The 16,245-nt window shown below is 33.0% G+C and carries 12 protein-coding genes; 3 read left to right on the forward strand and 9 right to left on the reverse strand.

The annotated features are described in order from the left end of the window. Window positions 1-42: 42 nt before the first annotated feature. The 5 genes from KPL50_RS04820 to KPL50_RS04840 form a co-directional block, all read right to left on the reverse strand. Complete coding sequence (locus KPL50_RS04820; protein WP_216297326.1) at window positions 43-1,119, reverse strand: Xaa-Pro peptidase family protein; 1,077 nt, start codon at window positions 1,117-1,119, stop codon at window positions 43-45. A 199-nt stretch (window positions 1,120-1,318) separates the two neighbouring features. Further along, complete coding sequence (locus KPL50_RS27830) at window positions 1,319-1,447, reverse strand: hypothetical protein (RefSeq protein WP_216297483.1); 129 nt, start codon at window positions 1,445-1,447, stop codon at window positions 1,319-1,321. Between the two features lie 12 nt (window positions 1,448-1,459). Next, window positions 1,460-3,439: a ribosomal protection-like ABC-F family protein gene (gene abc-f / locus KPL50_RS04830; RefSeq protein WP_216297327.1), complete on the reverse strand. Its 1,980-nt coding sequence runs from the start codon at window positions 3,437-3,439 to the stop codon at window positions 1,460-1,462. A 527-nt stretch (window positions 3,440-3,966) separates the two neighbouring features. Next, window positions 3,967-4,875 carry a CPBP family intramembrane glutamic endopeptidase gene (locus KPL50_RS04835; protein WP_216297328.1) on the reverse strand — a complete coding sequence of 303 codons (909 nt, stop codon included), beginning with the start codon at window positions 4,873-4,875 and terminating at the stop codon, window positions 3,967-3,969. Window positions 4,876-5,330: 455 nt separating this feature from the next. Next, window positions 5,331-5,969 carry a TetR/AcrR family transcriptional regulator gene (locus KPL50_RS04840; RefSeq protein ID WP_216297329.1) on the reverse strand — a complete coding sequence of 213 codons (639 nt, stop codon included), beginning with the start codon at window positions 5,967-5,969 and terminating at the stop codon, window positions 5,331-5,333. A gap of 275 nt (window positions 5,970-6,244) precedes the next feature. On the opposite strand from KPL50_RS04840, the gene ftsH reads away from it, so the two are divergent. Next, entirely contained in the window at window positions 6,245-8,047 is a 1,803-nt protein-coding gene (gene ftsH / locus KPL50_RS04845) for an ATP-dependent zinc metalloprotease FtsH (RefSeq protein WP_216297484.1), read from the forward strand. Window positions 8,048-8,201: 154 nt separating this feature from the next. On the opposite strand, the gene KPL50_RS04850 is transcribed toward ftsH, so the two are convergent. The 3 genes from KPL50_RS04850 to KPL50_RS04860 all read right to left on the reverse strand — a co-directional run bounded on the left by KPL50_RS04850 (window position 8,202) and on the right by KPL50_RS04860 (window position 12,244). Next, window positions 8,202-8,612 (reverse strand): hypothetical protein, encoded by a 411-nt coding sequence (locus KPL50_RS04850; protein ID WP_216297330.1) that lies wholly within the window; start codon window positions 8,610-8,612, stop codon window positions 8,202-8,204. A gap of 326 nt (window positions 8,613-8,938) precedes the next feature. Continuing rightward, window positions 8,939-10,708, reverse strand: coding sequence for an InlB B-repeat-containing protein (locus KPL50_RS04855; protein WP_216297331.1), 1,770 nt, complete (start codon window positions 10,706-10,708; stop codon window positions 8,939-8,941). Window positions 10,709-10,975: 267 nt separating this feature from the next. Beyond that, entirely contained in the window at window positions 10,976-12,244 is a 1,269-nt protein-coding gene (locus KPL50_RS04860) for a D-alanyl-D-alanine carboxypeptidase family protein (protein ID WP_253200456.1), read from the reverse strand. Between the two features lie 285 nt (window positions 12,245-12,529). Between KPL50_RS04860 and KPL50_RS04865 the strand changes: the two genes are divergently transcribed. Together KPL50_RS04865 and KPL50_RS04870 are read left to right on the forward strand one after the other, a co-directional pair. Continuing rightward, window positions 12,530-13,603: a hypothetical protein gene (locus tag KPL50_RS04865; protein ID WP_216297332.1), complete on the forward strand. Its 1,074-nt coding sequence runs from the start codon at window positions 12,530-12,532 to the stop codon at window positions 13,601-13,603. A gap of 86 nt (window positions 13,604-13,689) precedes the next feature. Beyond that, on the forward strand, window positions 13,690-14,775 hold the full coding sequence (locus tag KPL50_RS04870) for a hypothetical protein (protein WP_216297333.1): 1,086 nt from the start codon (window positions 13,690-13,692) through the stop codon (window positions 14,773-14,775). Window positions 14,776-14,858: 83 nt separating this feature from the next. On the opposite strand, the gene KPL50_RS04875 is transcribed toward KPL50_RS04870, so the two are convergent. Next, a complete protein-coding gene (locus KPL50_RS04875; protein WP_216297334.1) occupies window positions 14,859-16,235 on the reverse strand; it encodes an MATE family efflux transporter in 1,377 nt (458 codons plus the stop codon). Between the last annotated feature and the right edge of the window lie 10 nt (window positions 16,236-16,245).

The following is a 16,245-nucleotide window of genomic DNA, read 5'->3' on the forward strand; positions in this document are numbered from 1 at the left end:
CAGACTCAATACTAAAAGCCATGGCATTATCAACTAACCTTCTTATTCTACAATAATTAAGTCTTTTGAGTAATGATTTAATACTTCACAGCCATCTTCAGTAACTATAACTAAATCTTCTATACGTACTCCAACATCACCTGGTAGATAAATACCTGGTTCAATTGAGAAAATTTGCCCTACCTGAACTTTATCAGTATTAACAGAAGAAACATCACCGAAATCATGAACCTCGATACCTATTGAATGTCCGAGCCTATGAGTAAAATATTTTCCGTAGCCTTTTTCTGTTATATAGTCTCTTGCCGCAGCATCTATATCGCAAAATCTAACTCCTGCTTTAACTTTCTCAATTCCTCTTCTATTTGCTTCTTTAACAATTTCGTAAACTTCTCTACTATGTTCTGATACACTTTTGTAGAAAACAGTTCTAGTCATATCTGAGCAGTATGAATCCATTTTACAGCCGATATCAATGACTACACTATCTCCTGGTTTAACAGTTGATTTATCCATTACATGATGAGGGTCTGCAGCATTTGCACCATAGCCTATAATTGGATCAAAGGAATGACCTTCAGTCCCCATTTCGTCCCATAATTCACCAAGTAATTTTCCCATTTTTATTTCAGAATGCTCGTTAGGTACAAGTTTTATCATTTCACCCATAGCACTATCATTTAATATTGAAGCTGCTCTCATTAGTTCTTTTTCATTTTCATCCTTACACATTCTTACTTTATCAAGAATTTCAGATCCATTGACAAATGAGCTTCCACCCTTTAATTGCATTAGTTTTATTAAGAAATGTGCCGGCCAGTTTTTATCTATACCCATCGCACTCTCTTTATCAATATTATCTGCAAGAATTTTTATTGGGTTTTGAGTGTCATTAAACCATATCTTTTCTACCCCTAAATCTTCGCTTATAGGGAATAACTCATTAATAAATAATTTGTTATTTCCATTTAAGTTAATGTATAGTGCCAGCATCCTTTCTCCTGGAAAAATCCATCTTCCTGTAAGATAAAATATTGCTGATGGATCTGAAACTATCATTTGAGGTATTTCTTCTTCGCTCATAATCTTTAGAACCTTATCAAGTCTTTGCTTTATCATTAAAAATCCCTCCTAAAATATTTTATTCATATAGTAACTGTCTGAATTTACATAGAATTAATTATACATTTATGAAGCAATTCAGAACATTGTAATATTTCCTTGCTTATTGTAGCATATTAATTTATCCATGTATACGTTTTTTTAAGCAATACTGTAATTAGTTAAATCTAACAGTAATTCTTTTAAATACATCATACTAGCTATCTACTAAAGCAAAAACAATATTTCTTATTTTCGCTATAATTATTGTGTTAAGACACATTATACATGGCTCAACGGTTGTATAGATTATTAGACCCCCTGAACAAATTGAGGGTCTTGAAATATATTCTTACCTCTAGTAATTAAAATTCAACCACAATTCCATGGTTCCATCTAACTCTTTACTTAACTCTTCTTTCCTAGAGTAAAGCTTATTAAGCTCTTCATAATGTAGCCTTGAGTCAGCCATAGCTAAATCAATCTCTTTTATTTCATTTTCAAGACTTATAGCCTTGTTTAAAGCTTTAGCCTTTTCAGCTTCCTTGTTTTTACTTTCATCAACATTTCTTGGTTTCTTAACTTTTTCACACTTCACCACCGGCTCTTTAATAACCTGAAGGCTTAGCTCATCTTTTACATTTTTATAATAATCATAATTCCCAGGATAACTTTTAAAAGCATTGTCTTCAATATCAATGACCCTTTCACCGATTTTATTGATAAAATATCTATCGTGAGATATGAAGAATATAGTTCCTTTAAACTCTTCCAGCGCTTCCTCAAAGGTTTCTATGGAATCAATATCAAGATGATTAGTTGGCTCATCTAGTATCAATAAATTTACATCCTCGTATAACAGTTTGCTTAAGCTAAGCCTTATTTTCTCTCCTCCGGATAAGTGCTTTACTTTCTTAAAGACACTACTACCATAAAACATGAATTTTGACAGGTATTCCCGTGCTTTCCCCTCTGGCAGAAAAACATCTTCCCTGAAATAATCCAGCACTGTGAGATCCTCGTTTTCGAAAGTAATTTTCTGTGGCAAATATGCCGCCATAACATTGGCACCTAATTCCACTATACCATCATCTGGACACTCTTCACCTAATAGCAGTTTTAAGAAGGTGGTTTTCCCGCTACCATTTGGACCGATTAGCACCGCTCTTTCACCGAAATTAATCATTAAATCTGCATGATTAAAAATAACTTTATCTTCAAAAGATTTAGAAAGTCCTTCAGCCTTAATTGTCTCATTACCAGATCTTTCAGTTTCTTTAAAGTTAAGCTTCATATTCTTTCTATCAAACTTCGGTTTTTCAGTTCTTACATATTGGCCTCTGGATCGATAAGACTTATTACTTTCAGTGTCACTATTTTTCATTTTATCAAGTTTTTTTTGCAGGCTGACAGCTCTTTTAAAGAATTTATTATTATCTACCCTAGTTGCCCAATCCCTTAATTCCTTTACATTCTTCTGTATAGTCTTAATCTGCTTTTGCTGTTCCTTATATTGATGAAATTGTTCAATCATATTTTCTTCCTTTTGATTAACATAAGAAGAATAGTTACCCTTATAGGTTATAGATTCCATATCCTCTATTTCTACAATCTTTGTTACTACATTATCAAGAAAATATCTATCATGAGATACTATAATTACAATTCCCTTATAAGCCTTAAGATAGCCTTCAAGCCATTCAATTGAATCCATATCCAAATGGTTTGTAGGTTCGTCCAGTAACAATATATCTGGATTATCAATCAAGAGCTTCCCAAGCACTACCGTAGTTTTTTCACCGCCGCTTAACAAACTAAAGTCTTTGTTTAAAAAGCTGATATCAAATTTCAGGCCCGTGCAAATCTTACTTAATTTTTCTTCTGTATCGTATCCGCCTTTAACTTCATATAATTGAACCAAATCACTGTACTGTTTCAAGGTTTTTTCCAAGACAGCATCTTCTAAAAATTTCATTTCTTCTTCTAATTTACGCATTTTATTCTCTATACTATGAACTCCCTCAAAAGCTAAGTTTAAAACATTAATAACTTTTAAGCTGTCATGATATTCCGGTATCTGCTCAAGGTAAGCACTGGTGGCTTCTTTGGGCATATTAATAAGCCCTTCGTCATATCCATAGCTTGAGGTTTGCGGGTAACCTGGATAGTAATTCATAGGTTCTATTCCCGCTATTAATTTAAGGATAGTGCTCTTTCCACTTCCATTTATACCTACTATACCAACTTTTTCTCCTGAATAAACTTGAAAACTTATATTTTTAACAACAAGTGTGGCATCCATATATTTTTTTACACCATTTAACGATAATTCAAACATAAAAACCCCTTCTTTCATCCATAATTTAAATTATGCATTTTATGGGCAGGCTAAAAATATCTTATCTACTATAATTTTTTAATGTGATCAAAAAATAAAAAGACCATAAGAAGATCGCCTCTTCTTACAGTCTGAAATACTCTATTAATACTATAATTTATTAAAATAAGATATATGCAAAAAATTTATTGGCGTTAATTAAGCCATCTAATTATGCTTATATATCTAGTGCCAAACTTTTTCAAAAAACTCTGGCTAATATTTCAAAAAAATTCTTGAAATATATTATAAATTACAATGTTGAATTCCAGTAAAGTAAGTTACCTTCTAAATGCCTTATTCCATAAAGAGCATAACAATAAAACCTAAATATAATTAGGCAAATTAAAACTCATTATAAAATACATATTAATTTTAAATTAATATTAACAATTAGCTGGCGTCATAATTTACTATCCCCTTTCAACACTTTTTTTTATTATATCACCTTTAGTATATATTGTAAATAAGTTAAATTAATGTATTTTTTATATTAAACTCCTCACAGTATCTAAATTTTTATGCCATGGAATAAAGTATAGAATTACAATTCCTATACAAAGAACTATAGTTGCAGCGATTCCAGCTTCAGGTCCAAATGATCCGCCTGTAAACCATTCTGAACCAGTTGGACTCAAATTTAATAAACTACCTGCTGCTACTTTCTGTCCACTTACCTCAAACCCAAAAACATTTCCTTGAGTCCAGTTCCACGCGGCATGAAGTCCACAAGCCCCCCATAGATCATTAGTTTTTATAACATACATACCAAAAAACAAACCTACTAATACAATGTTTATTATAGCTAAAATGTTTACATTTGGATTTGCAAAGTGCATAAGTCCAAAAAATGAAGACGAAACAATCAAACCTACAGCTACATTATACCTTGCACCTAAAACATTCATAAGCCAGCCTCGTGAAAGAATCTCTTCAGTACCACTTTGTATTATCCAACCTGGTATAACAATTAGGACACCACTTAAAGCCGCTATGCCTGAAAGACCTTCTGGATTGCTATTTACTACAGTATGTCCACTAATACTAAGCAATAAAACCACTATTGAAAACATTATAATCCCTATACCAAAACCTACTAAATACTTTTTTATAAGTCCTTCTTTTTTTAAACCAATACTTGAAATGCTTCTTTTTTCTCTAAACTTTACTCTAGCAAATACAAGTAACGTTATAAATATAAACCCACAAATAAGCTGATTTAGCAATAAAACTGCAGGGTCATTACCAATGATTTTTCTTGTAAAATAAGCCAAGATTCCACCTGTTCCTTGTCCGACCATTAGAAAAAGTAATACCCAAAGTAGACTTGTAATAATATTAGGTAGCACCTTCGCTTGTTTAGCTTCTCCAAATAACCCATTTTCATTTGAAAACATATTCTCACTCCTTCTTAACTTCCTATAATAATTTAAGCTTCTAGAAACTATAATTCTACATTAATTTCCAATTACCTCTATAGGGAGGCAATTCTTTTGGTATGAATGCTAAAAAACAAAAAATACCCCTAGGAATTTACAGGTATATGACCCGTTGTCCTAGGGATTATAATAATTAGCACTTATTTATTTATTTTAGGTAACATGATTTTAAAAATCATTTAAACACCATACATGCAATAGTAGAAATAGCAAGTGAAAAAGAAGTTAAAGATGAATTGAACAATTATATTATGTCATTAAAATATTCAAATAATATTATAGAAGATATTATCTGCTGTGACCGGAAGTTACCTTCTTGCTAATTGTTTAAAGGAAAGCAGCGTATCTTCCAGTCAACCTATTAATACTATTTCTTGCATGTTGCAAATTTAACTGTTTGAAATGGAGCTTTTTTATTTTTTATTCAGTTCTATAAGCGGAATTATTAAATGATCAACAACATGTTCTACATATTCCATTTTAATGGGTTTGCCAGTAATTATGAGCTCATAAAATAATAATGCTGGGCCCACATCTGCGAGAAGTTTCAATTGCTCCTTGTCTAATTTCTTATTTATGCTGCACTCTATGGCATCACTTAATATACCTGCTTGATTGGATATGCAATCTAAGTGAATCGCTTCGGATAATAATTTATCTCTGCTTATCGCTGTTGCGATGGACAGCATTACCTTTTGCCTAACCTTGTCTCTTATCCCGAAATATATACTAAGTACTTCACATAAATAATCTCTCAAATTGTCACCGCAACGCTCAGGATCAACCTTCTGCTCACAAGGCATCATGAATTTTATGGCTTCTGCTATAAGATACGGTTTAGACTTCCATCTGCGGTATAAGGTAGCTTTTCCTGCATGGGCTCTTGATGCAATAGAATCCATGGTGACGCAGTCATACCCGTTTTCCGCTATGAGCTCCAATGCGGCTTTTAGAATAGCCAGATCACGCCGTTTATCTACAGGTCTTCCAATCTTACCTGGGACTTTTCCTTCAACATTTTCAATGAAATCGGATTTATTTATTATATCCATCCCCTAGCCTCCAGTCTCTGTTTTCTATAAATATAACACAATAAAATCACTTTTTCAACTTAACTGAACTAAATAGTTTTGAAACTATTGCGTTTTAATATTGGCTATGATATACTCATTTATAAACTATTAAAGTGGCTACTTTATTACTGGTTAATAATATTTATAAAGACTATTATGAAATCAATAGCATTTTTAGTAGGCTTAAGTATATAATAAGTGAAAGACCAAGAGTAAAAAAATAAGTGTATATCTATAAAGAGAGGTGTTCTATGATGAAAAAGAAACCAAGTATTGTTGTTTGGATTATTATTCTTGTTATTATTGCAGTATTTATGTTTCCTAAAACAGATCGGGCTTCAACAATTATTAATTTTGATCAATTTCAGAATAATTGGACAAATAACACTATAAAAAGCTTCGTGGTGGAAGATGATCAAATGTCAGTTTCTGGAACTTTAAAAGATGGAACTACCTATAAAACCATTGTTCCCTCTGCTAGATTATTTCAGTTTATTAAAGATCATCCAAAGAGTCCAGCTATTGCTGAAACGTATCTAAAGCCATCCAGCACCTTAATATGGTTACAGGTTTTGCCTAATCTACTATTCATATTAATGCTTGTAGGCTTTGGTTTTATGTTCATGAAACAATCCAAGGGTGCCGGCGGTGGAAGCGGTGGTGTAATGAAATTCGGGAAAAGTAAAGCAAAGCTTGCCGATCCTAATAGCAAAAAAGTTAGTTTTGATGACGTTGCAGGAGCAGATGAAGAAAAAGCTGAGCTTGCAGAGATAGTCGATTTCCTAAAGCAACCTAAAAGATATATGGAAATGGGTGCTCGTATACCAAAGGGAGTTTTACTAATAGGACCTCCAGGAACTGGTAAGACACTTCTTGCAAGAGCTATTTCAGGAGAGGCTGGAGTCCCATTTTTCAGCATTTCAGGTTCAGATTTTGTAGAAATGTTTGTCGGTGTGGGAGCCTCCAGAGTGCGAGATTTATTTGAGCAGGCGAAAAAGAACTCACCTTGTATAATTTTTATAGATGAAATTGACGCTGTAGGAAGACAAAGAGGTGCAGGAGTTGGTGGTGGAAATGATGAACGAGAGCAGACATTAAACCAACTGTTAGTAGAGATGGATGGCTTTGGAGAAAATGAAGGAATAATAATGATTGCAGCTACAAATAGGTCAGATGTACTTGATCCAGCACTCCTAAGACCAGGTAGGTTTGACAGACAAATACTTGTTGGAATTCCTGATACTAAGGGTAGAGAAGCAATTTTAGCAGTTCATTCTAAAAATAAGCATCTTGAACCAGAAGTTAAGCTTAGCGTACTTGCAAAAAGAACACCTGGATTTACAGGTGCGGACATCGAGAACCTAATGAATGAATCAGCGCTTTTAGCTGTACGAAAAGATAAAAAGCTTATAGGAATGGCTGAACTTGAAGAAGCAGTTACAAGAATAATTGCTGGACCTGAAAAGAAAAGCCGAGTGGTAATCGAAGCAGATAGAAGACTTACAGCGTATCATGAGGCAGGCCATGCAATTGTAATGAACCTACTTCCAATGTCAGATCCTGTTCACCAGATAAGTATAGTTCCAAGAGGAAGAACTGGCGGATATACTATGCGTCTTCCAGATGAGGACAGATCATATATGTCGAAGTCAAGACTCGAAGAGGAAATTGTGGGACTATTAGGTGGTAGAGTTGCCGAAAAACTAGTTATTGGAGATATAAGTACTGGTGCAAGCAATGATATTGAAAGAGCGACTTCAATCGCAAGAAAAATGGTAATGGATTATGGCATGAGTGATACTCTTGGACCAATCGCTTTTGGCTCAGGTAGTGACGAGGTATTCCTTGGAAGAGACATGGGTAAAAGTAAAAGCTTTAGTGAAGAAACTCTAAACAAAATAGATCTAGAAATAAAGAAACTTATAGATGAAGGATATAAAAAAGCATTAACAATTTTAACTGAGAATAGAAGTAAACTTAATGCTGTTGCAGAAGAGCTTTTAGTACGTGATAAGCTTGAAGCAGTAGATTTCCAAGAAATATTTGCAAGAAGCTAATTATCTTGTTAATTAATTTGTACTTTGTAAAAGAAGGTTTCCCCTCTTATTTAAGGGAGACCTTCTTTTTTCTTATTTTATAGTTACAAAAAAAGCCCCCCATTTTTCAACAGTTGACTTTCTAATCATTAACTATTTTTCAAGTACAGTTAGGTTATTTTAAACCTGGTATTAATTCATACATTTTTATAGCCATTTTGTATTCATTTTCATCGTTACAAATAAAAATCATTTTCTTTTCATTTCCATTTGTTGTTATTGTTATAACATTTTCATTATTTTCTTCTTGCAAATTAAAACAGTCTATATCCTTAATAGAAATTATGTCTTCATTGTTTGTTTCAGGTATTCCACCCCATGTTGAATATCCATTTGCATCTATATAGAGGTTCTTATCAGTAAGTGTTAGAGTGAAATCATTTACTATTCTTCCCCCAACTCCACCGAGTGCACCTACAAGCAAGTTTGCTGCAACATTGGATGTTACTTTACCCTTTTTTATCTCTTTATGAGTCTTTACAACACATAGTATATTTTTAGGTTCTGATTCAAGTATTTTAGTCATTTATATAAATACCTCCTTAAAATTAAATTTAGAATTATTTGTAAAATTTTCCGTCTATATAGTATATTATAACATTAATTTAAAATATTAGAATTTATTATCTATATCTTTATTTTAAATATAACCCTTTATATCTAGCATAGCCTTTCTATTAAAACAAACCCATTATACGAGGACGTTATTCTTTAACTTGATGTTAGTAGTGAATAAATCAACCCCCGTCTCACTAATTTTGGTATAAGATACAAAGAAAAGGAGTAAATTTGGTCACCAGTGGTGACACGAATTTACTCCTTATACATAATGATATTAAACCCCATTGTTTTTTAATTAACCCATATTAATGAACCACTCGGTATTTCTTCATAATACCATTTTGCCATATCTAATGGCATACGAATACATCCATGAGAGAGTCTTATTCCTACAGTTGCATTGAAGATTTCTCCAGAAGCCGTTAGAAGTATTGAGTGTAGCAGGTAATTGCCACTAAATCTTGTCCAATATTTCACTAGCAACTCGTTATCTGTAGTAAAAGAATATCCTTTATCTTGAACTGTGAATAATCCTCTCTTTGAAGGGGTTGCATTGTTACCCGATGCACAGGAATATGTTTTCAGTAAAACCCAGTGTCCCGCGCTACCAGTAAAAACATTAACTCTTTGCCTATTTAAATCCACCCAAGTAAAGAATTTTGTTTCACTGACGAAATTGCTTGTTATATTTACATAAGTTTCCAATTGTTTTTTATCCAAGTATTTCGTATTAGTAGCTGGATTTTTAGATACTGAGACCTTGCTCGACTCTACCCACATTTTAGTGCCATTAGCTTTCATAATTAAAAGTTTAGTTTCGCTTTGATCTAGTATTTCTACTTTTAAACCTGCATATTTTCCGTAGACGCCATTCGACTGTACTAAATTATTAAAAGTAGTATATGTGATTGTTTTGTTAGTTGCTACAGTCCAATTGCTATATACAGTTATTTTTCCAATAGTTCTGTATGACCTTATTTTGTAGTAATAATTTTTCCCAGCTACTAAGTTTAAATTTGTATAATATAAATTTGTGGTTTTTGTTAATAAACTATAGGTTCCTGTACTCCAAATAGCTCTATGTATTTCGTAGCCATTTGCTCCTACTACAGCACTCCAGTTAAGTTTGATACTTTTAGAATTAATACCAGTGGCTATAGCATTTATAGGAAACCCTAGTATTGGTTTTGAGCTTACAGCAGTTGAATAGTCACTATATACTTTAACATTAGAATCCATCTTATATGCTCTAACTTTATAGTAATAATTACTATTAGTTGTAAGTCCAGTATTGTTATAACTTGCATTCGTATTCGTTGATATTAAAGTATAGGTTCCGTTATTAGATGTTGACCTGTAAACTTCATACCCATCTACTCCAGTTACTTCACCCCAACTAACATTAATGCTATTATATGAAGATGATGCCGCTTTTAAACTTGTTGGAATTCCAATAGCAATAATTGTCCATTTTGAATATAGTGTTGTGTTTTCAGTCACTTTATCAGTTATAAAATCCCATGCATTTAAACATTCAGCTTCTTTGTACCACCCAGCAAATGCATAACCTGTCTTTGTTGGAGTAGCGGGAGCTGTTATTGTACTGTTATAATCTACAGTATTACTTATTACTGCGCTTCCCCCTTGGCTATCAAATCTGACTGTGGGGTCTACTGTAAATGTAATATTAGAATAATTATAAGTGCTATTTCCTGCATTATCTTGTAGCACTAGTTTTTCTATATACCATTCTCCTATTAACATATTTGAAGGGATTGTATATTCTAGTTCATATTTCCCTGTGTTTTCATTATAATTAGGATGTAAGGAGATAGTTTGAGCTTCATCCACTCTGCTCCTAATTAATATTAGATTACTATTATCTATATCTGGAAATGCATTCTTTGTCTCTATCTCAAATTTTATTATGTCCCCAGACTTAACTTTTGTTTCTGATAGTGTTATCGTTGGTTCTCCTGTAGTGGGTGCTGCACTTACAATTACAGGAATATTTAAAAATAGCAGCATTAAAGATACCGTAATGATTAAAATTTTTTTCAATTAAATCCCCCTCTCTAAATAATTTCTTATGTGCTAGGTTAGCTTTTTTATACCCAACTTCTACAAATATTTTTTCAACCCTACTTATTTAGTACTGGTTGTCCACCTTTTAAGGTTTCATTGTAAAATTTAACAAATAAACCATAATAATACTTTACTATATTTATACTTTATTAACAATACATATTATAGAACAAATGTGTTGTTTTATTGCTTATTTATGACAAATTAAATTATCAAATTCGCAATTAAGAAGGTTATATTTTATTAAAATCTTCTACCGTATTTTCTTTTTCTCTTATTTAAATTAATTGTTCTTATTATTAGTGCTATTCCTATTAAAAATAAAAAAAATATTCCAGCAGTCACAAGATATATAGGTATATCATTTTTCACTAAATCTTCTTTGGAAACTGTTGAATAAAGCTCATAAGTTTTGACTTTTCCCTTTTGAGTTAATGTCAAGGTTCCAATGCTCTTATTATCTTTAAGACTAGAAAGGTCAATACTTGTTAATTTTATTTTTTCCTGCAAATCTTTTTTGTTTGCTTCGTTGTTGTAATAGCTAATATCCTCTTTAGCCACCAGTGGTATACTAACAGTTTTCTCTGGACCAAAGAAGACAAGAGGTTTATATTTTAATATTTCAGTTTTTATAAGGTCATTTTTTGTATGCAATACCGTTGGCTGTAAATCATAGCTATAGTCAATAATTTTTTTCATGTCATCGAAAACATAAGTGTCGTCTGGATAATAAAGTGAATCCATAACAACCCCCATAACTTCCCTTCCATTTCTTGTATAAATGGCAACAAGACATCTCCCAGCTGGCGACGTATATCCTGTTTTCCCAGCAATACAACCATCGACCCCAAGAAGTTTGTTGGTATTTTCAATTTTAAATGTTGTTCCTTTTGATGTTGATATAGTATTTTGCTTTTTACTCATTGACTCTTTTACCCATGGGTTTAAAAATGCCGCTCTCGAAAGTATACTCATATCATATGGCGTAGTATAATGATCTGGACGATGAAGCCCATTAGGAGTTACAAAATGAGTTCCTGTCATGTTCAATTTGGCTGCCTTATCATTCATCATTTTCATAAAATTTGTGGAATTTCCTGAAACGTCGTCTGCAATCATATAAGCCGCGTCATTTGCTGAATACAGTAACAGGCCATCCATTACGTCAGCACTTGACATGGTTTCATCAAGTCCAATTGGATGAAAATTAGCATTTAATGAACCTGGGGGCTGCTCCTTTGCACTTTCAGTGTATTTTATTTCATCAGTTTTCCCCCTATTCTCAGCAAGCAATAGTGCGGTCATTAGCTTTGTTATACTCGCTGGGTACATTTGCTTGTCTACATTTTTAGCGTAAATTATTTCGCCAGTTGCAACATCTACAGCGATTGCTGCTTTCCCATATATTGTTGGTAAATTAGTAGTGCCATCGCTAGCTTCCGCGAAAACATTTGAACTCATAGAAAATACTAGAAATAAAACAATCAAACTAAAAAAACTTTTATGTTTCAACTTTCATCTCTCCATTACTTTAATTTATTGTGAATATATTATAAAATACAATTTATAGTATATCATAAAAACTGATTCCTGCTTACCTTGGCATGAAGTTTTTATAAAAAAAACCCTGGGGTTCATAAACAAATTGCTAATTAAATATATATAATAGTACACAAGGATAACTGAAAATTTCAGTTATCCTTTATCTTTATATAATTATTAGTTATAATGAATTGTATTTTATAAAATAATCTAAACATTATTTTAAATACATCACACTAAAGGAGGAACTTTCAAATGAGTTTTCAATTACCAAAGTTCGTACCAGCGGACCTCGCACAAGATTTTCTTGCTAACGCACCAGATGTTAGAATAAGCGAAGTTAAAAAGGATGGAGTCGCTCCTAAAGGCTTCTTAATAACTTCTATATCACCTGAATATTTTAAAGTTAATGGTCAGTGGGTGCTTCCAACCCAAACATCTATAGAATGTACTGCTGTCGTTCGCGATAACAACACTGTAGAAATTGTGGAATTTAGAAACCTTAAAGTCGGAGATAAAGTTATTTTAGGAAAATCTGAAGATGGAAGTGAAGGTATATACAAATATACTAGTGGATTTAATAACTTACCAAATGTAGAACTGGGTCGTTCTGTTGAATCTTCATTTTCAAGAGATTATGAAGAATTATATGAATTACTAGAATATGAAAAAGAAAATAACGGGCATATAGTTTGGGTGCTAGGACCAGCCGTGGTTTTTGATTATGACACTCGCGCTGCACTATCCGACCTTGCTGAAAACGGGTATGTAAACGCTCTTATGGCTGGGAATGCTATGGCAACCCACGATCTAGAAGGAGGGCTTCTCGGGACTGCCCTTGGTCAAAATATATATACTCAAGAATCAGTTATAATGGGTCATTATAACCATTTAGATTTAATAAATGAGGCTAGACGCGCAGGTTCTATAGAAGCATTACTCAATGAGGGAAATATTAAAGATGGATTTATGAAAACTTGTGTAGAAAAGAATATACCTATAGTTCTTGTTGGATCTATAAGGGATGATGGTCCACTTCCACCAGTTTATCATAATGTATCATGTGGCCTGGATGCTATGAAGAAGCAAACAGATAAAGCAACAGTAATAATTTGTCTTGCTACGGTTCTTCACTCAGTAGCAACTGCAAACTTAGCTTCTTCTTATAGAGTTGTAGCTGGAAAAGTAAGACCGGTATATTTCTACTCTGTAGATATTGCTGAATATGCAGTTAATCAAGTAGCCGTTGCTAGAGAATATGTAGGCGTTAAAACAATAGTTACTAATGTTCAAGATTTTGTGGTTAATCTTCAAAAAAACTTGATTTAATATAACAGCTTCGAAAAAGATAATTTAACGTATTTACTTCTAAACGCACTAACATACATTATTATATTAGTTGGAGGAGATTTTAAATGAGTTTTGAATTACCAAAGTTTACACCACCGGATTTCTCGCAAGATTTTCTTGCTAATGCCCCAGATTGCAGAATCGAAGAAGTAATTAAAGACGGTGTTACTGATAAATATTATCATGCATTATCAATATATCCTGAATATTTTAAGATTAAAGGTAAGTGGGTAATAGCTAATGAAAGCCGTATGGATAGCGTTGCAGTCGTTACGACGGATGATGACATAGATGTTGTGGAATTTAGAAATTTAAAAGTTGGAGATAAAGTTGTCGTAGGAAGAACTGAAGATGGAAGCGAAGGTATATATATGTATACCAAAGGATTCGTTACTGATGATGGAGATGTTGATACCTTTGCATTCAGAAGTGGGAGATCAAGAGAAACAGCCTTCTCTAAAGATTACGATGAATTATATGAAATTATGCAATATGAAAAGGAACACGCTGGAAAAATAGTTTGGGTTTTAGGACCTGCAATTGCATTAGATGATAAATCAAGAGCTGCCTTTGCCTCCCTTGTAGAAAACGGATATGCTCAAGCTGTTTTATCTGGAAATAACCTTGCTACTTATGATTTAGAAAACGGAATGTTCAAAACAGTTTCCGGTCAGGAAACTTTTGAATCTCGTGAAAATGCTCATTATAACTATATTGCAACTATAAATGAGGCCAGACGCGCAGGTTCAATAGAAGAGCTTATAAATTCCGGAAAAGTTAAAGATGGAATATTAAAAGCATGTGTAGAAAATGATGTTCCTGTAGTACTTGCTGGTAGTATAAGGGATAGATATACATTACCAAATGTTTATGATAATGTGTATGAATCTCAAAATGAAATGAGAAAACATACTAGAAAAGCAACTATGCTTATATGTTTATCAACAGTACTCCATACAATAGCTGCTGGAAATATGACTCCATCGTACACTGTAAAAGATGGAATTGTTAGACCAGTATATATATATTCAATAGATATACAAGAGTTCTCTGTTAATAAATTATCTGATAGAGGAACCTTAGAAGTTAAAACCTTAGTTACAAATGTCCAAGATTTTATAGTTAACGTAGCTGAAGGATTAATTAAATAATTAGAGGAACTATAAGTTATCCATTACATCCACAACTTATGTCAGTTCCACCAAGGTGCTAGGAGGTGACGGGAAGTTACCTCCTAGCACCTTGCCTTTACATCAATTATAGTAGACTTATGATGGTCATCCAGTTTTTTCATTTCTATGAAAATAAATATCCCAGTTACTACTGCTGATAGAATATCAGCTAAGGGTCCTGCAGATATGACACCTTCTAATCCGAAAAATTTTGGTAATATAATTAAGGCAGGGATCAGTACCAACACCTGTCTTGATAGACCAAGTAGTGCAGAATGTTTTGGTTTGCCAACGGCTTGGAAGTAACTTGACGAAACAATTTGAAATCCAATAAAAGGTAAAAACATCATAAACCTTTTAATTGCTATAGTCCCAAAGGCTATAAGCTCTGTATCTTTACTATTAAACATAGATACTAATTGTCCTGGAAATACTCTTGTAACAATCCATCCAAGTATAACAATACTTGTTGCAAATATGGCTGCTAATTTGTATGTTTCTTTCACCCTATCGTATTTCTTTGCACCGTAATTGTATCCAATAATAGGTTGAGCGCCTTGAGTTATACCAAAAACGGGCATAACCATAAGGGTCATAATACTAAATACAACGCCCATGCCCGAGATGGCAATATCGCCTCCATAAGTGGCTAAGCTAGTATTCATGATAAAGTTTTGTATGCTAGCTGCAATTTGCATTGCAAATGGTGCGGCCCCTAAAGCAAGAATTCCACGGATAATAGCAGGTTCTAATTTTAGATTTTTTTTATGAATTTTTAATAAGCTATTCCCTTGCAAGAAATACCTCAATACCCATATTGCTGAAACTGCTTGAGATATAATAGTAGCAAGTGCTGCTCCTCGCATTCCCCAATTGAAACCAAATATAAAAATAGGGTCTAAAATAATATTGATTAAGGCTCCTATTAACATTGTGTACATGGCTATTTTCGGATTGCCTTCAGATCTTATAAAATTATTCATACCCATTCCAATGGATTGGAATACTCCTCCTAAGAGAATAATTTGTAGATACTCCCTTGCATAGGGTAATATTTGTTCACTGGCTCCTAAAAGTTTTAGCAAAGGTTCCAATCCAACTAATCCTATAATGGTTAAGATCAAAGAACTCAATATTAATAAACTGAATGCATTGCCAAAAATACCTTCGGCTTCTTCTTTTCTATTTTGACCTAATCTAATTGACACTAATGAATTTGAACCTATGCCGATAAGCATATTAAAAGCCATCATTACTAGCATGACTGGGAAAGCAATTGCAATACCAGCAATCCCGAGAGATCCCACTCCATTGCCTATATATATTCTATCTACTACATTATATAGTGCATTTACTACCATACCCACTATTGCTGGTATGGAAAACTTCATTAATAATTTTAATACTTTCATTTCACCTAATTGTTTTGATTTGTCCATTTAAATTCAT

This window comes from Clostridium sp. CF012 (assembly GCF_018861755.1).
Taxonomy (GTDB): domain Bacteria; phylum Bacillota; class Clostridia; order Clostridiales; family Clostridiaceae; genus Clostridium_AD.